Here is a 19,300-nt window from a genome sequence, read left to right on the forward strand (position 1 = left end):
GCACATTTGCTTATCGAAACTTTGTTCAGTTTTCAAAGATCTACTTGTTAATCATTATCGCAATCAACACAATTATTATATCATATTCCATCTTTCTTTGTCAAGAACTTTTTGAAATATTTTTTATCAATCAATTAACACGACTTAATTATCTTATCAAAATCATCATTTCCTGTCAATAGGAAAATAATTTTTTTGTTATACTGTAACAAGTCAGCTTAAATATAATATCATGTATCTCAATTCAATGTCAACACATTTTTTATATTATATTTTTAAGTAACTGTCCTGCATCAGCAACTTTTATAGTATAGCAATAATCAACACCTAACGTCAACAATTTTTTCGAAATTCTTTCATTTATTATTATCTTAGCTAAATCATGTTCATAATTACATATTAATAACTTAAAATTATTTGAGATAATCGTCCATCTCAAATAACATAAAATGGCAAAACACTACTTTATATAATAAAAAACTTCATCAAGAAAGGTATCCTTCTCAATGAAGTTTTTATCAGCAGATCATTTACCTTCAGCAATATCTTCCAATGCTTCATTTACCCAATGATCTAAATTCTTTGCAATTGGCGTAAATCCCTCATAAACATGGCGATTAGTCCAATATTTTTTATGATGATAGCGTGTATGTTTTGGTTGTGAAAAATCAAAAGGCTTTTCTAAACAGCGCACAGAAAGAGAGATCTTTTTAGTATATTCATCAATATCAATGATCATCACCCTAACTTTTTGCCCTACCTTTAAATACTTTTGAATATCATCAACAAATCCATGATGGCATTCAGATATATGAATCAAACCTTGAGTATTTTCATCTAATTCAACAAAAGCACCATAAGGCTGGATTCCGGTAACCTTACCTTCTAGCACCATCCCTATCCGGTATTCAATCTCCATTTTAAATTACCTCTAAATCAATTCAACGCTCTGAATGATCACATCTTCTAGTGGTTTATCGCCCCAATCTGTTTTTGCTTTAGCGATTTTATCGACCACTTCCATCCCAGATACTACTTGACCAAAAACAGTATGACGCCCATCTAACCATGGCGTTCCACCCTTTTTATAAGCAGTCACGATTTCTTCGGGATAATCAGTAAGTTGTTTCAAAATCCGTTTAGGCATATTTTTATTTTCTACGATAAAGAATTGGCTACCATTTGTATTTGGACCTGCATTAGCCATCGAAACTGCACCACGTAAATTATATAATTCTGAAGAAAACTCATCTTCAAAAGTTTTTTCCCAAATACTTTGACCTCCCATACCTGTTCCGGTTGGATCGCCTGTTTGGATCATAAAATCTGAAATCACTCTGTGAAAAATCACGCCATCATAATATCCTTTTTTAGCTAAGGATACAAAATTTTCAACTGCTTTGGGTGCCTGTTCAGGAAATAGCGCGATCGCAATATCACCTAAACTTGTTTTTATTATTGCATTTGGTTTTAAGTTTGCTGCATCCAACTGCAAGTAATCCATAAAATTTCCTCCTCATAAAATATCTTATTCATACAATATGATACTCGAACTAAAAATTTATTACCAATTTTATTTTACACTCTTAATGTGATATTGTAAGTTTAGTTGCTAGATTTTACTCACAGTCTACAATTATGTATGCAATTAAATTCGAGTTTATATATAGTTACCATAGTACAACTGTTAAATGTGGAATATGGTCATTATATTCACTTAGCTCTTTTAATTGTTTAAATAAATTACGAAAGGAAAACTATATTTTTCCACATTGATATAGTTTCTTTAACGAGATGCACACAAAAGATTATTACGATATTACGATCATCGGTGGCGGTCCAGTTGGAATGTTTGCTGCCACCTATGCACGTATGCGCTTAGCTAAGACCCAAATCATTGAAAGCCTTGATCAACTCGGAGGACAAGTCCAAGCACTCTTCCCGAGTAAAAAAATTTATGATATCCCCGCTTTTCCAGCGGTAACAGGCTCCGAATTAGTTCAACAATTGGAAAAACAACTTGAACACTTTTCACCAGACGTCTTTTTAGGCGAGACAGTCGAGGGCTTTACTAAAGTTGAGGATGGCTTTGAGATCAAAACATCCAAACGTACAACTTATTCAAAGACCATCATTATCGCCACTGGTGCTGGTGCTTTTGAACCCCGAAAATTAAAATTAGCAAATGCGTCTGACTTTGAAGGTTCTAATCTACACTATTTAGTTACCGATATCGAAAAATTTCGCGGAAAAGATCTTGCGATTGCTGGTGGGGGCGATTCAGCGATCGACTGGGCTTTAGAATTAGCGCCAATTGCCAATTCTATCCATTTGATCCATCGCCGCGATAAATTCCGTGCGCTTGAAGCTAACATAGCTGCTCTTAAACAAACCGATGTTATTTTCCAAACTCCATACTTAATTTCAGAATTGGCTGACAACCAAGGTAAACTCAAATTAACCCTAAATAAAGTTAGATCAGACGAAACTAAAGAACTGACTGTTGACCATCTTTTAGTCAACTACGGTTTTTCTTCTAGCTCAAAAGCAATGGAAGCTTGGCAACTCACTTTAGAGAATAGAGGAATCAAAACAAACATCGCTTTGGAAACTTCCACTCCTGGAATTTACGCAATCGGCGATATCGCCCAACATGAAGGTAAGCTTGATTTAATGGCAACAGGATTTGGAGAAGCACCAACAGCGGTCAATAATGCATTACTGTATATTTACCCCGACAAGCGTCAACCGGCACACAGTACGCAACTCATCAAAAAATTCGAAGAAGCACAAAATTAATTTAAAATACATTTACCTTAATTTGTAGTATATTGTTTATTGGAAGTTGAAAGTCTGTTGCAGAAAACTTCCAAGGGTTGCTTTATAGATCCAACCAGTAAAAAGAAAGGAACACGTTCAGGTACTTTCTGATTCTGACTTGAACGATCAATAATATGTCACACTTAATTGATTTTATTTTGCATATTGATACTCATCTGATCCAAATCGTTAATAACTTTGGCGACTGGACGTATCTGATCTTATTTTCGATCATCTTTATCGAAACTGGCGCTGTTATTATGCCGTTTCTTCCCGGTGATTCACTCCTCTTCGCAGCTAGCGCTATGGCTGCAAACCCTAAATACAGCTTAGACATTTGGATTTTTGTCGTCATCTTTTGGCTAGCCGCTGTTTTAGGGGACTCACTTAACTTTTTTATTGGACATAAACTCGGAAAACGATTAACACATAATTCCTTTTTTGGACGTTTCATTAAAGAATCTGATTTAAAACGTACAGAAGAGTTTTTCACTAAACATGGTGGCGTTGCGATCTCATTAGCACGTTTCATGCCGATCATTCGTACCCTTTCCCCGTTTGTTTACGGTAGTAGTGGTGGTAATTTCAAAACATTTATCCGCTACTGCTTGATCGGAGCAACTGCCTGGGTAGCACTTTGCTGTGGTGCAGGATATTTCTTCGGTAATTTCCCAGTAGTTAAAGAACACTTCTCCTTGATCATTATTGGGATCATTGCTGTTTCCTTAATTCCGGCGATCATTGGTGCATTAAAATCTAAACTTTCTAAAAAATAATAATTTCTAACAAAAAAGGATGATCTTAGCTTACAAGATCATCCTTTTTATTAATTATTTTTTGCTTGTCTTTTTCCTAACCAAAAGATAGCCCCTAAACTTCCTGCAAATAGGCTCAAAAACAGCCCAAAACATGCTAGGAAATACGTACTAGGTAATGCGTTGATCACTGGATCTAAGTTTGGGTCAAAAATCCAGTTATTATTGTTAAATAGAATTCTATGAAAATACACAAAAAACCGCTGAAAGTCAAGCAACATGAAACACCCTAAACAAAATAAAACTACCGCTATCCCGTAAATTTTATTTTGGAGTTTCCAAAATTCTCTTCTGCGCCACAGCTTTAAAAAGTAACTTATCGCAGGAAAAGCCGTAACTAGCAATACTAGATAATTCACTAAGAAAAGACACTTTACATCTTCAAAATGTCGCATCCCGTTATATGAAACCGGAATGCTCATCTTTAGATCTGTGACCCAAGGGTAGTTTAGATACGCTAATAATTTTAAATAATCCGTCTTAAGTTGTAGCGTAGTTACCCCTACACTTTGCGCCAAATCGTAATGTTTCACAAAATACCAATAAAGTGGGTGAAAATTGATCGTTACGGTAATACATAGGGTCACAATAAAGAAAAAGAGACATAACTGCACTAAAAGTACTTTACATCGCTGAAATAACATTAGATATTCCATTCGTCTAATGAATCTAACTGGATCGTTGGTTGGATCGCTTCTTTTTTAACTTGTTCTTTTGTAGAAACTCCCGTATATACCAACATCGTATCGATTCCAGAATTGATTCCTGCCTTAATATCTGTCATGTAGTTATCGCCCACCATTACAACTTGGTCTTTGGCTACTCCTAAACGTTTCAAAGCTTTTTCCATAATAATTTTTTCTGGTTTACCAATAAATTCCGGCTTTTGTTGCGTTGCACATTCAACTAACGCGATCAAAGACCCAGCCCCTGGAACTAGCCCACGTTCATTAGGCAAGTTAGTATCAGCATTTGTGCCAATAAATTTAGAACCATTTCTGATTGCTAACGTTGCTAATTCAAACTTATGATAGGTCACATCGTAGTCTAAACCGACCACAACATAATCAGGATCTTGTTCTACAAAAGTAAAACCACGATCAAGAATTGCTTGCTTTAAGCCTAACTCGCCAATAACATAAGCAGTTTTCTTTGTTTCATCTAATTCTGAAATATAATCTGCCGTAGCCATGGCAGTAGTATAAACGTTAGCAGTTGTGACATGAATGTCAAAATTCTTTGCCAAATTTTCAACTACTTGCTCTGGTGCTTTAGTACTGTTATTAGTAACAAATAAAAATGGAATTTTTGCTGCTTGTAAACGTTCAATAAATCTTTTAGCAGCTGGGATTTTTTCTTTCCCACGGTAAATCGTACCGTCTAGATCGATCATATAACCAGCATATTTTTTCATAAAAAAACTCCTCTTACTTGTTAGTTTGGCGGATCGTAAAGTGACGTTTCCGCTTTTTAACTTGTTTTGTTGCATACTCTTTATGCTTTTGTTGTTTTTTATTTATATCATATACTCTTTGAGATGTATATGGTTTATTTGTTTTGGGACGCCTTTTATTAATATTTTTTCGATTGTTTGTTTTTTTATTTTTTTGATTATTCACGCTTTCTGGTGGTGTCTGAACGTCTAAATTTCTAAGTACAAAATAGGCACAACCAAAATTACAATATTCATATAAATAATCTTGCAACCGTTCAATATTTTGAGCTGGTGTTCCCTTCGTAGAATTTTTGGCATAAAAACCCCGTAACCTTAATTGATCATAGCCCCAGTCGCCTACGATATAATCATATTTTGTTAAAATATCACTGAACCGTTCTTTCAATTTTTCAACGTTAAAACCGTTACGATAATTTTCTTCGATAACATAAGGATGACTATCGATCAAAATCCGCGTAGGACTCTGAACAATGATCTCACTTGCAAATGCGCGAATGGTTTCAGCTTTTTTAGCTAACTGGGCTTCACGCCGTTCTTTTTTCTCACTATTCAACTAAATCACTGCTATATAATATGGAAACTATCTTAATGATTACATAATACAAAAGAGCTATAGCTTTTCCTTTCTAAAAATATTATCCATCCTATTCAAGGTAAGAATCATCCATATTCTTCTTTCGTATAAAACTTTTTTAGTACTTATCACTAATATAGTATAGCGGAATTTACTCTGAATGGTAAATCCTAATAATAAAAAGGCCCTGATAAATAATCAAAGCCTTTTTAATAAGTTAATTTTCTACTTGTTTTTTCTTACGCATTCGATTAACAAAAAATAACGCAATAAACCACACCAATGCCGCTAATAATGCAAGTAAAGTTGACTTTTCAAAGCACATGATCACACAAACAAAGACTAAGAAAATCAACACAGCATAATCTGAAGCTGGGTAAAGTGGCATTTTAAAGGTTGAGGTATTTTTTTGTTTCTTTTGTTTAAGTTCTTTACGATATTTCAAATGTGCTAACACGATTGCTCCCCAGATAAATAAGAAACAAGTCGTTGCAACACTAGAAATGAATGTAAATAAAGACGTATTTGGAATCACCAAATTAGCTACGACCGTTAAGGCAATGATCGCCGTTGAAAACTTGATCGCATTGGCAGGAACTTGATGACGTGACAAAGTACTCATTTTTTTAGCAAACTTACCTTTTTCTTTATAAGTCAGGGAAAAGACCATTCTACCAGTATTAAAGATCGAACTGTTACATGCCGAAGCTGCAGCGGTCAAAACCACAAAATTAATGATCCCGGCAGCTGCTGGAATACCAATACTTTCAAATACTTGAACAAATGGACTTTGTGAAGCATTGAAAGCTTTCCATGAATAGATACACATCAATGCAAGTAATGAGCCTACATAAAAAATAATTATCCGTAAGGGAATTTCATTGATTGCTTTAGGGATTACTGTCTTTGGATCTTCTGTTTCTGAGGCCGTTACCCCGATCATTTCGATCCCAATAAAGCCAAATGTTACCATTTGAAAAGACATCAAAAAGCCTGTCAGACCTTTAGGAAATAATCCACCATAGTTCACTAGATTTCCAACCGATGCTTGACCACTTGGAGTTTTATAGCCAACAGCTACTAAGATGATCCCCACAATGATCAGTGCAATGATCGCCACAACTTTGATCAAAGCAAACCAAAATTCAGTTTCACCAAATAAAGCAACTGTAATCAAGTTTAAACCTAACAGAATGGCTAAAATGATAAATCCTGGGATCCATTCGGGAATATGTGGAAACCAGTAATGAATATACATCCCACTAGCAGTCACATCAGCCATGGCAATTGTGATCCAACAGATCCAATACGTCCAACCAGTTACAAAGCCGACGTCTTTACCTAAATATTTAGCGATAAAGTCAATAAAAGAATGACTATTCAAATCAGAAAGAAGCAATTCACCCATTGCTCGCATCAGCAAAAAGCAGATCACTCCAGTTATTAAATAAGCTAATACAATCGAAGGGCCCGCCAATTGGATCGATTTTCCTGCCCCTAAAAATAGGCCAGTCCCAATTGTTCCACCTAGCGCAATCAGTTGCACATGTCTACTTTTTAATCCACGGGCATATTGCTCTTCTTTTTCCATCAAAAAACTCCTTTTACATTTATATAGTTTAGTTTAGCTTAATATTTAAGTTAAGTAAAATTCAACTATTTCATTTTTAGATGAATTTAATTCATTTAAAACAAAATAATAAGGTCATTGATACCTTATTTTGCACCAATGACCTTATTTTATTATCAACTAAAATTTTGTGCTTTCCATGCATCAATTTCGGCTAAAAACTTCACAAATTCAGCACGATCTTTCATTAGCGGAAATTCCCCTAATAAAATTGGTTTAGCTTGCTTAGCTGTTGCACCTTGCTTTTGGATGATCAAAATAGATTTTTGTGAGTTTTCACTAACAAATAGCTTTTGTGGTAAATTAAGCAATCCTTGCAGATAACCATATTTTTGAATTACTTCCAACAATTTTTTAGCTTCAGGTGCTTCAAACAATCCTTTTGGTACCACAAACATGCCCCAACCACCATCATTTAATTGATGTAAAGCCTGTTCGATCAAAAGATAGTGTACATATGAATGCCCTTGCTTAGCGGTAGTTTCAAAAGCACTAGCTCGTTCATCAAGAGGATAATAGCCGATTGGAAGATCCCCCACTACAACATCTACTTGTGGAACTTGTAAATCAATGATCGCATCTTGATGCACCAATTTAGTATCACTTTCCATTAATTGTGATGAAATACTTGCTAGAGAGATCAAAGTATCATCATTATCGATTCCATATAAAGCTAAATCATCCCAACCTTTGTTTTCTAAAGTTCCTAAAATAGCAGAAAGTAAATTACCCGTTCCGACTGTAAGGTCTAATAGTTTGATTCCTGGTTTATAAGTTACTAATTTTTCAATTAAGTAAGCTAATAAAAAGCCGATCGTATCTGGCGTCATTTGATGATTAGCCTGAATTTTTTCTTTTTTATACACTTGGAGCAAGGAAAGTTGCAATAATGCTCTTCTTTCTTCTTTTGAAAGTGAGGCTAAATCAATTTGTTGATATAATTTAGTTAATTTTTGGATTGTTTCTTCATCTGGCAGTCCATCTTCAACGTGAACATTTCCATTATCCAACATATTATCAAACGTTTCGATCAAAGCATCCAACGAACTACATTTTACATTTGCTTGCAGGATTTCAATCGCTTCGTTTATTAATTGAAACTTCTCTTCTATTTTTGACACTGCTACTCTTCACACCCTAAACGACTTATTTTGAAACTTTAATAAAAATAGTTCCAATTACCCGTTTCATTATCGCACATCTCATCATAATTTCAAGTCGTTAGCAAAGCTATCTTTATTTAGGAACCTGTGTAGCTGTGAAAGAAAATTGCTGTCCACTAGTCAGTTTGACTTGAAAATGACCTTGCTTTAAAGTACATATCCCTAGATTAAAATGTAGTGTCTGATTTTCAGTAATACTAAGTTTTTGTGAAATAACAACCAAACTAAGTGCTTGATAACGTGCTGTTTGTAAGCGATAAGCAGCGATATGTTGTTGATAAAACATCAATTGACCATAAAAGAAAAGCGTTGCCACGGCTAAAAATAATAATGCTGAACTCAATAAAGTCGCACGTAATTTCAAAAAAATTCACCTTTTTTCTTTCCACAATGGGAGCAAAAAATCCAGCTCATATTTTTTATGGTGCAGTGTACATGATAAATGAAGCTTATTGCCTATATTGCTGAGTTCAAAATCGTCTACACCATAAAGCAATATCATGTAACCATTATTTTCTACAGTCGTCATAATAACTTCAGACTTTTTGGCAGCATAATACAACCGGTAATGCTTTTTACTGACTAAACTATATAATTCAGGTGTCAGTTCACTTTTGGGTGATGAAACAAGTTCAAACTGCATCCGATCAGCCTGTAAAAAACTTACTAGTCGCTCTAATTCAAAGCGATCGTCAGAACTATTAGCGTGTACTTGTTGACTAATGATCTGAGTGGTCCCAACAATGATAGTCATCCCTAAACTCAAAATAACTAGTGCTACTACCGCTTCAACCAATGAAAAACTCTTATTTTTCTGAGATAAATAGTTGAACTTTTTTCCCATCATATGCAGTGACACTGATCCCTTCTTTGCGAATTTTGTCGGATGATAAAGTTTGCGCACTTTGCTCACTTTTATTTAATAAAGCTTGTGCAGCTAATAATTGATGATAAGCCGTATTTTCTAATTTGCTAAATTCATTTGTACTTATACAAACTAGCGTGACCACTAGCAATAAAACACTCATCCCTAATAAACTATCAAGCAACATAAACCCCTTAAGTTTATTATTCATTTTTTACTTCCAAACGATATTGCATACCATATCCCAGTTGAACATGCATATCGTAAACCTTTCCCAAAGTTGATGAAAATTCTTCAGTATCAGGACGCATCGAACCAGTCTTTTGAATTATATAAGTTGACACCCCACTGGCATGATGCAAAGTCTTGGGATAAGTTAAGATCGTCTTGTGGTCTGCAGAATCAGAAAAAATAATTTTATCATCTTCAACATAAATTATTGCAACGGTGTTATTTTGAATACAGCGGTAAAAAGTTGCAAACCACAACTGACGTAAATCTCTAAAAAACATTTGCTCATTTAAATTCGCCAAAGCTCGTTTACCAGGTCCAATACCTAATGAAAAAAACAGTCCACTTATGAATAAGACTATTACCATTTCACTCAACGTAAATGCTTTTGCTCTACACATAAGCTCAACCTTGATCGCCAACTTTTAAGTGATGCTTATCGATTTCTTTAACTTGTTTGTCCGTTAAATAGCCAGCTTTTTCTAAATCAGCCGGTTGGACACTATTCATTTCAACCCCTTTTTCATCGGCATAAAGTTGTGCTTGGGTATTTAACTCCGATTGCAACGCATGCGTATTCACGGTTTCCGCGTTAGTACGTTGCTTGGACACATTAGGGATCACAACTAAGATCAATAAACTGATAATAAACAAAACGACTGCCATTTCTACTAAAGTAAAACCAGATACCTTATGTTTCATGTATACATTCCCCCTAAACTCGAATAAATAGGCAAAAGTAAGGCTAAATATGTTCCAATTATGATAGCTGCTATCAACAAAAAAAGTAGTGGTTGAACCCATGACAACAAAACGTCCATTTGTTGCAATAAACGTAAATATGCTAATTTAGAATACGACAGCAAATCATCCCCAATTTCAAGTTGTGTTTTTCCTTTTTCAAAAAACAACCCTAGCTCAGTTGGGAAAAAGTGATAATTTTTAATAAGTTCAGCTAAATTTCGGCCACTTACTAAATATTTTTCTAACTCTATCCCTAATTGATGTAATAAAGTATTAGGAGAGAAACTTTGTAACAATTCACAAATTTGTTGAAATTCTAACCCACTGCGCAATAGAAGCCCTAAATTAAAGGTCAGATAATAACGCAGATATTGCCGATAAATTTTACCAAGCACCGGTAGCCCACTATACCAACTATGCCGTCCCAATAAAGATTGCTTTTTCCACCAATATCCTATCTTGAGTACGTAAAAAAACATAACTATGCTAAATATTGCCCCAATATACCAGGCATAATTTTCAATTTGGCGATACGACACCGTTGCTCGCTGAGAATTAAAACGAACTAATTCTGGCGCAAGCCAAATTTTTATGCCACTCAAAATAAAGGCTAACATTCCTAAAATAAGAAGTGGATAAATCAACAAAGCGTGTAACTTCGCTTTTTGTTGCAACCGTTTAGTCAGATACTGGCCTAGTTGCTGGACAGTTTGGAGCAAATTTCCGTGTTTTTCTGCAATATAAAGCTGACAATAAAGTGCCTCTGAAATGTTTTCTTTCAGTGAAGCACTAAAACTTCCACCTGTGTTTAGATATTCCACGACCCCTGTTAGATTTATTGCCATAAAACTTTGTAAACTCTGCAAGGCCTGCTTGAGTGAAAATCCCGCTCCTAATAAATCAGCTAATAAGCTGAAGAAAAGAGCTTCTTGTTTTAAAGTCCAACGTTTTTTAGCCTTTAAGAAAGTGTTGGAATGTTTGTGCGGTAATTTGGCGTGCATGAAGACATTTTTCAAGCTCTTCCCTCCATTTATTTGTCATCTGCTGTAAGTCACTTGTTACTACTTTTTCAAATAATTTTTCACCTGATAAAATATCAAATAAAACGCCACGTTCGCCATTTATTAACGGCAACAGGCGCTGATACGACACCAATTGTAAGACCTGTTGTAATTCTAATTTATTGACCCCTAGATTTAATAAGCGTTCAACAACCGCATAAACTCCAGGCGCATGAACTGTACTCAATACTAAATGACCACTCAAAGCCGCTGTGATTGCAGCCTTAGCCGTCGCTAGGTCACGGATTTCCCCAATAATAAAGATATCTGGATGATGCCGTAAAGCAGCTTTAAGTAAAGTTGTATAGTCCATCCCCACTTTATCATTAACCTGAATCTGTAAAAATTCTGGTTCTTGGATCTCAATGGGATCTTCAATGCACATGACTTGTTTTTTAGCCAAAGATTTAACCAATTGATACATCGCACTTGTTTTACCTGAACCCATCGGACCTGAAAATAAAATCAAGCCCTTATTTTGACAAGCTGTTTGAAAAATCGACTGTTGCTCTTTGACTAAATAGTTTATTTTATTTTCCATTAATGGATAAATCAGCCGAATAACTAATGACTCGCGCCCTAAAAAGTCCCCCACCGTGGAAAAACGCAAATAAACTTTTTGTTGGTACATCCAAGCCCCCAATTGTGGCCTCCGGTGTTCACTAAGTGCCATATCTGCCTTAAATTTAAAAAAGGTGATAATTTTTTGCGCTTCCTCCACACTAAGTTCGCCTTGTTCGACATATTGATCAATAATGAAAAATTTCACGCGATAAAGTGTTCCAAATGGTAAAAGTAAAATATCCATCGCGTGAACTTGCAACGCATTTTCCAATAATTGCTCAGCTATCTGCATCATCTTTTCCCCCTTTCACAATATAAATACGCAAAAAAGAGAATTTTTTTTGAAACAAATAAAAAAAGTTGTGAGCATCAGTCACAACTTCTAATTCTGGTATTTAATTAAAAATCAGCGCCACCTAAAGCGTTATTCACTTCATCAACTTCAGGAATCGAAGGGATCGCACCCAACTTTTGTACGGCTAATGCTGAAGCCATGCTAGCATAAACGATTGCTTCCTCAATATTTGAAAGATCATGGTGTAATTGTGAACTAAGAGCACCTAAAAATGTATCACCGGCAGCAGTTGTATCGATTGCATTGACTTTAAATGCACTAATAAACCCTTCAGCTGTCGTTGTCTTATAGTAAGCACCCTTACTCCCTAGCGTAATGATCGTATTTTTTACCCCTAATTGTGCTAATTTTTCAGCTGCAGTACTCCACGAATCTTCACCTGTGATCTTGATCTCGGTCAATAATTCCGTTTCTGTTTCGTTTAAAACGATCAGATCGACATTTTTTAATAATTCTTCTGGAACACGTTTTGCTGGTGCAGGATTCAAAATAGTCACAACATCATTTTCCTTAGCATATTTAAAAGCCGTGATCGCTGTTTCGAGCGGAGTTTCAAATTGCGTGATCAAAAAATCTGCTTCACTGATCTTATCTTTAGCTTGTTCAATATCATCATTAGTGATCGCTTGATTTGCTCCACCCAACACTAAGATACTATTTTCGCCACTTTCTTGTAGTAAAATGAAGGCTTGGCCAGTTTCTTGTGCTGCAAGTGTAACACTTGAGGTATCAATATTAGCCTCTGTAAGATATTTTTTCATCAAACGACCTTGCTCATCTTCACCAACTTTACCAATAAAAGCCGTGATCGCACCCGAGCGTGCTGCAGCGATCGCTTGATTTGCTCCTTTACCTCCACCAGCAATTTGCTTAGCCGACATAGTCATTGTTTCACCGGGCAACGGCAGACGCTTGATCTGCATGATATTATCAACATTCAAGCTGCCTAAAACTGTTACTCTATTGACCATAATTTTCCTCCATCATTATTTCTATAAAGCTCGTATTTATTACATATTTCAAAACATATCAGCATGTTTTGAAATATAGTCAAAATTCACTATTCATTATAGCATATCACACAGTAAATAAGAGCCCTTTACTAGATTTACCGCAAAAATAAAAGAGCCACCGTAGTAGCTCCTTTATTTTTAATTATTAATCTTCATCGGGAAATTCTGCTGAAGTGAAGACTTCGGAAACATCATCTTCATCTTCTAAACGATCGATCAAACGTTGTAATTGTTCGACCTTATCTTCTGGAACTGGTACCGTGTTTTGTGGAACCATCGTGATTTCAGCAGAGTCAAGATCGTACTTAGCTTGTAAAGCATCACGTACATCTTCAAAGATCTTTGGTTCAGTGTAGATTTCAAAAACTTCATCTGAAGTTTGGAGATCTTCAGCCCCAGCTTCGATCACATCTTCAAACATTTGATCTTCATCTACATCAAGATCTTCGCGTACGATCGCAATATAACCTTTACGATCAAACATAAAGCTAACCGAACCAGTTTCACCCAAATTACCACCATTACGGTTAAAATCAGTCCGTACAGCAGAAGCAGTCCGGTTACGGTTATCTGTCAAAGCATGAACTAAAATAGCCACACCAGCTGGTCCGTATCCTTCATAAGTAATTTCTTCGTAGTTTGCACCATTCGCACCAGTTGCTTTATCAAGAGCACGTTTGATGTTATCTTTTGGCATATTAGCTGCACGAGCTTTTTCCATTACAAGGCGCAATTGTGGGTTGGCGTCTGGGTCAGGACCGCCACTCTTTGCAGCCATGTATAGGTCTCGCGAGATTTTTTGGAAAATTTTTCCACGTTTTGCATCTTGAGCATTTTTACGCCCTTGGATGTTATGCCATTTAGAATGTCCTGACATTTCTAATACCTCTTTCCGAAAAGTAAAATTTAGCAATAAGCCGTGTATATTTTAACAAAAAATTTACTATCCTTGCAACCCTCAACTCACGCTTACGCCAAACAAACTTGCTTTATTTTTTGGTGCGAGTTTTTTGGAAAATATAATAACAGCTGACAGCTAACAAAATCCCGCATAACGCACCTATCGAATCCAAAATCACATCTTGGATCAAAGGTGTTCTGTCACCCGTTAACATTTGGTGAAATTCATCAAATGCAGCATAGCCACCCGCTAAGATCAAACTACTCAAAATGACGATCCACATTCTTTTTACGTAAGTGGCTAAACCTAAACTTAAAAAGGCACCTAAAAAGAAATAAGTAAAGAAGTGAGCTGCTTTTCGAATGAAAAACTCGATAAATTTATAATATCCCACACTCTCAATACTAATAACCTTACCACCATATGAAAATGAAATCGGTAATAGTTCAGTTTCATATGGTTTATTAGTTAGATATTTTTGTAAAAAAGGTACCGATGTTTGTTGTGAATATGTCATTGAAGAACTGACAAATAGTATTATGACGATCAATAAACTGATCATCAAAAAGAAATTCGCCCAAGTAAAAAGTCGCTTTGTTTTCTTCATCATTGCCCCTCATCTCATCGCCAACATAAATAATAATAGCCTCTACCCCTTCTCTAATAGAGCGGTAAAGGCTACATCATCATTTTAACGATTTTTATTATTTGGTTGAGCCACGTTTAATATAGCCGTATGGTAACTCGATCGTCTTTTGATCTGATGAAGTATCTTCACGATTCATCATCTTAGTCAAAAAGCGCATTGACACAGCGCCAATATCATATAAAGGTTGTGTGATCGAGGAAAGTTGTGGACGCACGATCTCAGTTAATTTAGAGTTATTACTTGTGATAATTTCAAATTCTTCAGGGATTTTGATACCAGCATCTTTAGCCCCATTCAAAACACCACAAGCTAATTCATCATCCCCAACAAAAGCAGCTGTTGCTTTAGCAGAAGCGAGTGCTGGCCATAATACTTCACCCGCACGATAGCTATAATCAGTTTCAAAAACTAGATCTTGATCAAATTCGATACCATTTTTAGCTAAAACATTCTTGTATCCTTTAAGACGATATTCACCGTTGATTGGATCACTTAATGGTCCAGAAATAAAGGCGATCCGCTTATTGCCATGATTGATCAAATCAGTTACTGCTTCTTCAACTGCCGCAGTGTAATCAACGTGCACACTTTCAACTTCATTTTTGGCATCAACAGAACCAGCCAATACGATCGGTGTTTTAGCACGCGCAAATTGTGCCCGAAGTTCATCTGTCATGTTATTACCCATGAAAATGATCCCGTCGACTTGTTTAGCCAACAAAGTATTTAACACTTGTGCTTCTTTTTGGGCATTGCCATCTGAATTTGCCAAGATAATGTTATATTTGTACATTGACGCAACATCATCAATACCGCGTGCTAAAGATGCAAAATATACGTTAGTAACATCAGGAATGATAACACCAACTGTGGTTGTTTTCTTGCTTGCTAAACCACGAGCGACCGCGTTAGGACGATAATCTAAGCGATCGATCACCTCTAAAACTTTTTTACGTGTTGCTGGTTTCACATTCGGATTGCCATTAACAACACGTGAAACGGTTGCCATCGAAACGGCTGCTTCACGGGCAACATCATAAATTGTAATTGTTTGTTTTTCCATGGTATTATCCTTTCAAAAATTAATTTTCACTCTCGTTTTCATTGTAACCACCTTTAATTTATCAAAGTTTCTTACTAAATGCAAGCGGTTCAAGAATTTTATCATCTTCTTTTTCACACTTTTTCATTATCCAACTTAAGTACTTAAACTGCTCAAGATCACTACTTATGGTATAATAAATTCGTTTAATCAAATTACAAAGGAAGCGATTTTATGTCACATCTTCAAAAAGTTCAAAACTGGTTGGCTGAAAACCAATTGGACGTTGCTTACATTAGTGACTGGAAGAGCATTCAATACTTTACTGGTTTTGGAAGCGATCCAATCGAACGTACACTTGCACTGTTTATTTTTAAAGATAAAGACCCATTTATTTTTGCTCCAGCATTAGAAGTTGAAGCGGTTAAAAAAGCTGGCTGGAACTACCCAGTTTATGGCTATTTAGACCATGAAGACCCTTATGCATTGATCAAGGATCACATTACGCAATTAGGCGTTGATCCACAAAAATGGGCATTAGAAAAAAATAATCTCTCAGTGGAAAGATACGAAGCATTGCGTAAATTCTTCCCAAACGCAACTTTCACAGGCAATGTCTCACCTTTGATCGAACAAGAACGTCTTTTCAAGACCGAAGAAGAACTCGCCTTACTTCGTGAAGCAGGCAAATGGGCTGATGTTGCTTTTGAAGCTGGCTTCAAGGCTTTATCAACTAAAGTGACTGAACAAGATGTTGCGGCTGAGATCGAATATGAAATGAAGAAAAATGGCATTTTGCATATGAGTTTTGATACGATCGTGCAAAGTGGCTCCAATGCCGCAGATCCTCACGGTGCACCTAAAGCTGATCTCATTCAAGCTAATAAACTCTGTCTCTTTGATTTAGGGGTCGAATATCAAGGCTATATGTCAGATGCTTCACGGACTGTAGCATTTGGTGAAGTTGATGCTAAAACAAAAGAAATCTATGATGTCTGCTTAGAGGCACAGCTTGCCACCCAAGACGCTGCTAAGCCAGGGATTCGTGCTGCTGAATTAGATAAGATCGCACGCGATATCATTACCAAAGCAGGTTATGGTAAATATTTCATCCACCGTTTAGGCCACGGGATCGGGCAAAGCGACCATGAATTTCCATCAATTATGGAAGGAAATGAGCTCATCTTACAACCTGGTATGTGCTTCTCAATTGAACCAGGAATCTACATTCCAGGAGTTGCTGGCGTGCGGATCGAAGACTGTGTTTACTTAACCGAAAACGGTAATCAGTCTTTCACCCACACACCAAAAGAATTACGCACATTACCACTTGATTAACCCAGGAAATATTTCTTAAATTAGTGCTTAAACTAAAAAGAGCCTAGTCAATTTTTTGACTAAGCTCTTTTTGTTGTTTTCAATTATTTATTGCGTGGATAGAAAGTTTCTGTTGGTTTTTCATATGTTTGTTCTTTTTGGTCTTTTGCTTCACCAAAAGCTGAGCGACCATCGATCACAATATCATCGTTCCAATCTTCAGGAGTTTCTTCGTCCACTAAGTCATCGAATTTATCTTTTGTTGTTTCAAGGCGTTCCTTTAAATCACTTGTAGCTTGCTTTAATGAATCCAAAGCATCTTGGACCGCTTGCTCATTTTTTAATTCATCGGCACGTGTCATGATTTTATCTTTCAAATCATCAATGCCATTTTCTTCTAAAAATTGTTGCAAATAATCATTGTACTTTAAAGCTTTTTCGCGCCCATTTAATACAGCTTCGTCAACTTTCATTGCTAACTTATCTTTTTGTTCTGAAGTTAATTTTTTTGAAGCTGCATAAGCCACACCTGCACCTGCTACAACAGCTCCTAAACTAAACAACAATTTCTTACCCATAGTAAATCCACTCCTCACTAGTTAAGATTACTTAGATTTTGTTTTTCGGCGATCCCATAAGCCAATCGCCATTTTGCCAAAACGAAAAGCCATACTTGCCTTAGCAGCATTTTCGGTCGAATGCACAACTTTTTCAGCCATCGAACGACTTGCTTCGTTTAAATCTGATACGCTTTCGCTGAGCTCAGCCGCCGTTCTAAATAGTGGATCTAATTCGCTTGCTTTGTGGTTGATATCGTCTAGTAAAACATTAGTCTTATTCAATAATTCATCCACATTGCCAGCAATGCTATCAGCATCTTTTGTCAAAGTTTTGATACTTGTATTCATTTCTTTGACTGTTGTTACTAAATTCTTTAAAACAGCACAAATAAATACCACTAAGATCAAAAATGCTAACGCTGCGATCAATCCGGCAATTTGCCCAAACGTTATTGTCATCTTCTTCCCCTCCATCAAGTTTTACTGCTTTTAGAATATCATTAGATCAAAAAAACTTCAATTATTACGTCATTGTTATTGTTAAAATTTCACTTCACAGATACTTTTAGAATCTGCTATGATAAATATAAACTAATTAAAGGAATGATTTTATGGCAATATATCGGTTAGCTTCAACTGCATCTTCTGATTCGTCGATTTCGACCGATGTATCCAAGCAAGTAGTCAAACAAACTGGAATCCTTGACAACTACATCAAAAATATCGATTGGGACGGCATTATCACTAAGATCATTACGACCGGAATATCACTTTTCTTGATCTCAGTTCTCTTTTTGCTGATCCATTCAGCCGGCAAAAAGCTCATTACCCGTAGTTTTGCCTCAGCCAAACGTAAAGAATCAACTTACTCGATTGGTCGCTTAGGAACGATCTACACTTTGACACAAAATATTTTCCATTACTGTGTCTTGTTCTTTTATTTTTATGCGATCCTTTCCATCTTGGGGATCCCAGTTAGCACCTTACTTGCCAGTGCTGGGATCGTCAGTGTTGCATTAGGTTTAGGTGCACAAGGGTTTGTGACCGATATTGTAACGGGCTTTTTCATTTTACTGGAACAACAATTTGTTGTGGGCGATACCGTAAAAATCAATACGATCACTGGAACGGTACATGCCGTTGGATTAAGAACAACTCAAATATTAAGCGATGATGGTACTTTGAACTTTATTCCTAATCGGAGTATCACTGTTGTTAGTAATATGTCACGCAACAATATGCAAGCAGTGGTCGACATTCGGCTTGATCCTCGAAAAGATACGAATGAAATGCGCAAAATTATCGCTGAAGTCAACAAAAAATTGGTTCCTAAATTACCTGATATCACTAACGGACCTAAAATCTTGGGAATTGTTGACCTTGGAAATGGTAATTTAGTTTTTAGAGTGAGTGCCTATACTAATCATGGCGCACAAGCTCAGACCCAACGAATCCTATTGGATCACTATCTTCAGGCTTTAAAAGCTGCTGGCTTTAACATCCCAATTTCACCACTTAATCTAGGTTCAACTGCTTGAGC

At 36.1% G+C, this 19,300-nt stretch carries 24 protein-coding genes; 4 read left to right on the forward strand and 20 right to left on the reverse strand.

Annotation, left to right across the window (positions count from 1 at the left end; all coding sequences use genetic code 11):
• Positions 1 to 526: 526 nt before the first annotated feature.
• Both FC32_RS02595 and FC32_RS02600 read right to left on the reverse strand, forming a co-directional pair.
• A complete protein-coding gene (locus FC32_RS02595; protein ID WP_035460076.1) occupies positions 527 to 919 on the reverse strand; it encodes a CvfD/Ygs/GSP13 family RNA-binding post-transcriptional regulator in 393 nt (130 codons plus the stop codon).
• Between the two features lie 12 nt (positions 920 to 931).
• Positions 932 to 1,504: a peptidylprolyl isomerase gene (locus tag FC32_RS02600; RefSeq protein ID WP_025087650.1), complete on the reverse strand. Its 573-nt coding sequence runs from the start codon at positions 1,502 to 1,504 to the stop codon at positions 932 to 934.
• A 290-nt stretch (positions 1,505 to 1,794) separates the two neighbouring features.
• On the opposite strand from FC32_RS02600, the gene FC32_RS02605 reads away from it, so the two are divergent.
• Positions 1,795 to 2,799, forward strand: coding sequence for an NAD(P)/FAD-dependent oxidoreductase (locus FC32_RS02605; RefSeq protein WP_025087649.1), 1,005 nt, complete (start codon positions 1,795 to 1,797; stop codon positions 2,797 to 2,799).
• A gap of 155 nt (positions 2,800 to 2,954) precedes the next feature.
• On the forward strand, positions 2,955 to 3,596 hold the full coding sequence (locus tag FC32_RS02610) for a VTT domain-containing protein (protein ID WP_025087648.1): 642 nt from the start codon (positions 2,955 to 2,957) through the stop codon (positions 3,594 to 3,596).
• Between the two features lie 50 nt (positions 3,597 to 3,646).
• Here the strand turns inward: FC32_RS02610 and FC32_RS02615 are convergent, their stop codons facing one another.
• The 16 genes from FC32_RS02615 to ccpA all read right to left on the reverse strand — a co-directional run bounded on the left by FC32_RS02615 (position 3,647) and on the right by ccpA (position 15,904).
• Positions 3,647 to 4,279 (reverse strand): TIGR01906 family membrane protein, encoded by a 633-nt coding sequence (locus tag FC32_RS02615; RefSeq protein WP_025087647.1) that lies wholly within the window; start codon positions 4,277 to 4,279, stop codon positions 3,647 to 3,649.
• A complete protein-coding gene (locus tag FC32_RS02620; RefSeq protein ID WP_025087646.1) occupies positions 4,279 to 5,049 on the reverse strand; it encodes a TIGR01457 family HAD-type hydrolase in 771 nt (256 codons plus the stop codon). Before FC32_RS02620 ends, FC32_RS02615 begins: the two co-directional genes overlap by 1 nt.
• Before the next feature lie 13 nt (positions 5,050 to 5,062).
• The gene (locus FC32_RS02625; RefSeq protein WP_056957248.1) at positions 5,063 to 5,644 is read right to left on the reverse strand and encodes a YutD family protein; all 582 of its coding nucleotides are present in this window, start codon (positions 5,642 to 5,644) and stop codon (positions 5,063 to 5,065) included.
• A gap of 238 nt (positions 5,645 to 5,882) precedes the next feature.
• Positions 5,883 to 7,256 carry an amino acid permease gene (locus tag FC32_RS02630; protein WP_025087645.1) on the reverse strand — a complete coding sequence of 458 codons (1,374 nt, stop codon included), beginning with the start codon at positions 7,254 to 7,256 and terminating at the stop codon, positions 5,883 to 5,885.
• Positions 7,257 to 7,411: 155 nt separating this feature from the next.
• On the reverse strand, positions 7,412 to 8,416 hold the full coding sequence (locus FC32_RS02635; RefSeq protein ID WP_025087644.1) for a class I SAM-dependent methyltransferase: 1,005 nt from the start codon (positions 8,414 to 8,416) through the stop codon (positions 7,412 to 7,414).
• Between the two features lie 115 nt (positions 8,417 to 8,531).
• Complete coding sequence (locus FC32_RS02640; RefSeq protein WP_025087643.1) at positions 8,532 to 8,822, reverse strand: hypothetical protein; 291 nt, start codon at positions 8,820 to 8,822, stop codon at positions 8,532 to 8,534.
• Positions 8,823 to 8,828: 6 nt separating this feature from the next.
• Positions 8,829 to 9,254: a competence type IV pilus minor pilin ComGF gene (locus FC32_RS02645; RefSeq protein WP_025087642.1), complete on the reverse strand. Its 426-nt coding sequence runs from the start codon at positions 9,252 to 9,254 to the stop codon at positions 8,829 to 8,831.
• Positions 9,255 to 9,264: 10 nt separating this feature from the next.
• Complete coding sequence (locus FC32_RS02650) at positions 9,265 to 9,534, reverse strand: hypothetical protein (RefSeq protein WP_025087641.1); 270 nt, start codon at positions 9,532 to 9,534, stop codon at positions 9,265 to 9,267.
• On the reverse strand, positions 9,527 to 9,955 hold the full coding sequence (locus tag FC32_RS02655) for a hypothetical protein (RefSeq protein ID WP_025087640.1): 429 nt from the start codon (positions 9,953 to 9,955) through the stop codon (positions 9,527 to 9,529). Before FC32_RS02655 ends, FC32_RS02650 begins: the two co-directional genes overlap by 8 nt.
• 4 nt (positions 9,956 to 9,959) lie before the next feature.
• On the reverse strand, positions 9,960 to 10,256 hold the full coding sequence (locus FC32_RS02660; RefSeq protein ID WP_025087639.1) for a competence type IV pilus major pilin ComGC: 297 nt from the start codon (positions 10,254 to 10,256) through the stop codon (positions 9,960 to 9,962).
• On the reverse strand, positions 10,253 to 11,314 hold the full coding sequence (locus FC32_RS02665) for a type II secretion system F family protein (protein WP_025087638.1): 1,062 nt from the start codon (positions 11,312 to 11,314) through the stop codon (positions 10,253 to 10,255). Before FC32_RS02665 ends, FC32_RS02660 begins: the two co-directional genes overlap by 4 nt.
• Positions 11,250 to 12,218 carry a competence type IV pilus ATPase ComGA gene (comGA, locus tag FC32_RS02670; RefSeq protein ID WP_025087637.1) on the reverse strand — a complete coding sequence of 323 codons (969 nt, stop codon included), beginning with the start codon at positions 12,216 to 12,218 and terminating at the stop codon, positions 11,250 to 11,252. Before comGA ends, FC32_RS02665 begins: the two co-directional genes overlap by 65 nt.
• A 104-nt stretch (positions 12,219 to 12,322) precedes the next feature.
• Positions 12,323 to 13,249 carry a ribokinase gene (rbsK, locus tag FC32_RS02675; protein ID WP_056957250.1) on the reverse strand — a complete coding sequence of 309 codons (927 nt, stop codon included), beginning with the start codon at positions 13,247 to 13,249 and terminating at the stop codon, positions 12,323 to 12,325.
• 187 nt (positions 13,250 to 13,436) lie between these two features.
• Positions 13,437 to 14,168, reverse strand: coding sequence for a YebC/PmpR family DNA-binding transcriptional regulator (locus tag FC32_RS02680; RefSeq protein WP_004051694.1), 732 nt, complete (start codon positions 14,166 to 14,168; stop codon positions 13,437 to 13,439).
• A 112-nt stretch (positions 14,169 to 14,280) separates the two neighbouring features.
• Entirely contained in the window at positions 14,281 to 14,799 is a 519-nt protein-coding gene (locus FC32_RS02685) for a VanZ family protein (RefSeq protein ID WP_025087636.1), read from the reverse strand.
• Between the two features lie 97 nt (positions 14,800 to 14,896).
• On the reverse strand, positions 14,897 to 15,904 hold the full coding sequence (gene ccpA, locus FC32_RS02690; protein ID WP_025087635.1) for a catabolite control protein A: 1,008 nt from the start codon (positions 15,902 to 15,904) through the stop codon (positions 14,897 to 14,899).
• A gap of 213 nt (positions 15,905 to 16,117) precedes the next feature.
• Between ccpA and FC32_RS02695 the strand changes: the two genes are divergently transcribed.
• Positions 16,118 to 17,221 (forward strand): M24 family metallopeptidase, encoded by a 1,104-nt coding sequence (locus tag FC32_RS02695; RefSeq protein WP_025087634.1) that lies wholly within the window; start codon positions 16,118 to 16,120, stop codon positions 17,219 to 17,221.
• A gap of 83 nt (positions 17,222 to 17,304) precedes the next feature.
• Here the strand turns inward: FC32_RS02695 and FC32_RS02700 are convergent, their stop codons facing one another.
• Both FC32_RS02700 and FC32_RS02705 read right to left on the reverse strand, forming a co-directional pair.
• Positions 17,305 to 17,778, reverse strand: a complete 474-nt coding sequence (locus tag FC32_RS02700) for a hypothetical protein (RefSeq protein WP_025087633.1) — start codon at positions 17,776 to 17,778, stop codon at positions 17,305 to 17,307.
• A 27-nt stretch (positions 17,779 to 17,805) separates the two neighbouring features.
• Positions 17,806 to 18,219, reverse strand: a complete 414-nt coding sequence (locus FC32_RS02705; RefSeq protein ID WP_025087632.1) for a DUF948 domain-containing protein — start codon at positions 18,217 to 18,219, stop codon at positions 17,806 to 17,808.
• Between the two features lie 152 nt (positions 18,220 to 18,371).
• Between FC32_RS02705 and FC32_RS02710 the strand changes: the two genes are divergently transcribed.
• Positions 18,372 to 19,298, forward strand: coding sequence for a mechanosensitive ion channel family protein (locus FC32_RS02710; RefSeq protein ID WP_025087631.1), 927 nt, complete (start codon positions 18,372 to 18,374; stop codon positions 19,296 to 19,298).
• The last annotated feature ends 2 nt before the right edge of the window (positions 19,299 to 19,300 follow it).

It is taken from the genome of Ligilactobacillus apodemi DSM 16634 = JCM 16172, assembly GCF_001434405.1.
GTDB classification, from domain to species: Bacteria; Bacillota; Bacilli; order Lactobacillales; family Lactobacillaceae; genus Ligilactobacillus; species Ligilactobacillus apodemi.

What these genes read in the sequence shown, in the direction of transcription:
- FC32_RS02595 (WP_035460076.1), bottom strand. Translation starts at nt 919, where the DNA reads ATGGAGATTGAATACCGGATAGGGATGGTGCTAGAAGGTAAGGTTACC.
- FC32_RS02600 (WP_025087650.1), bottom strand. Translation starts at nt 1,504, where the DNA reads ATGGATTACTTGCAGTTGGATGCAGCAAACTTAAAACCAAATGCAATA.
- FC32_RS02605 (WP_025087649.1), top strand. Translation starts at nt 1,795, where the DNA reads ATGCACACAAAAGATTATTACGATATTACGATCATCGGTGGCGGTCCA.
- FC32_RS02610 (WP_025087648.1), top strand. Translation starts at nt 2,955, where the DNA reads ATGTCACACTTAATTGATTTTATTTTGCATATTGATACTCATCTGATC.
- FC32_RS02615 (WP_025087647.1), bottom strand. Translation starts at nt 4,279, where the DNA reads ATGTTATTTCAGCGATGTAAAGTACTTTTAGTGCAGTTATGTCTCTTT.
- FC32_RS02620 (WP_025087646.1), bottom strand. Translation starts at nt 5,049, where the DNA reads ATGAAAAAATATGCTGGTTATATGATCGATCTAGACGGTACGATTTAC.
- FC32_RS02630 (WP_025087645.1), bottom strand. Translation starts at nt 7,256, where the DNA reads ATGGAAAAAGAAGAGCAATATGCCCGTGGATTAAAAAGTAGACATGTG.
- FC32_RS02650 (WP_025087641.1), bottom strand. Translation starts at nt 9,534, where the DNA reads ATGAATAATAAACTTAAGGGGTTTATGTTGCTTGATAGTTTATTAGGG.
- FC32_RS02655 (WP_025087640.1), bottom strand. Translation starts at nt 9,955, where the DNA reads ATGTGTAGAGCAAAAGCATTTACGTTGAGTGAAATGGTAATAGTCTTA.
- FC32_RS02660 (WP_025087639.1), bottom strand. Translation starts at nt 10,256, where the DNA reads ATGAAACATAAGGTATCTGGTTTTACTTTAGTAGAAATGGCAGTCGTT.
- comGA (WP_025087637.1), bottom strand. Translation starts at nt 12,218, where the DNA reads ATGATGCAGATAGCTGAGCAATTATTGGAAAATGCGTTGCAAGTTCAC.
- rbsK (WP_056957250.1), bottom strand. Translation starts at nt 13,249, where the DNA reads ATGGTCAATAGAGTAACAGTTTTAGGCAGCTTGAATGTTGATAATATC.
- FC32_RS02680 (WP_004051694.1), bottom strand. Translation starts at nt 14,168, where the DNA reads ATGTCAGGACATTCTAAATGGCATAACATCCAAGGGCGTAAAAATGCT.
- FC32_RS02685 (WP_025087636.1), bottom strand. Translation starts at nt 14,799, where the DNA reads ATGAAGAAAACAAAGCGACTTTTTACTTGGGCGAATTTCTTTTTGATG.
- ccpA (WP_025087635.1), bottom strand. Translation starts at nt 15,904, where the DNA reads ATGGAAAAACAAACAATTACAATTTATGATGTTGCCCGTGAAGCAGCC.
- FC32_RS02695 (WP_025087634.1), top strand. Translation starts at nt 16,118, where the DNA reads ATGTCACATCTTCAAAAAGTTCAAAACTGGTTGGCTGAAAACCAATTG.
- FC32_RS02700 (WP_025087633.1), bottom strand. Translation starts at nt 17,778, where the DNA reads ATGGGTAAGAAATTGTTGTTTAGTTTAGGAGCTGTTGTAGCAGGTGCA.
- FC32_RS02705 (WP_025087632.1), bottom strand. Translation starts at nt 18,219, where the DNA reads ATGACAATAACGTTTGGGCAAATTGCCGGATTGATCGCAGCGTTAGCA.
- FC32_RS02710 (WP_025087631.1), top strand. Translation starts at nt 18,372, where the DNA reads ATGGCAATATATCGGTTAGCTTCAACTGCATCTTCTGATTCGTCGATT.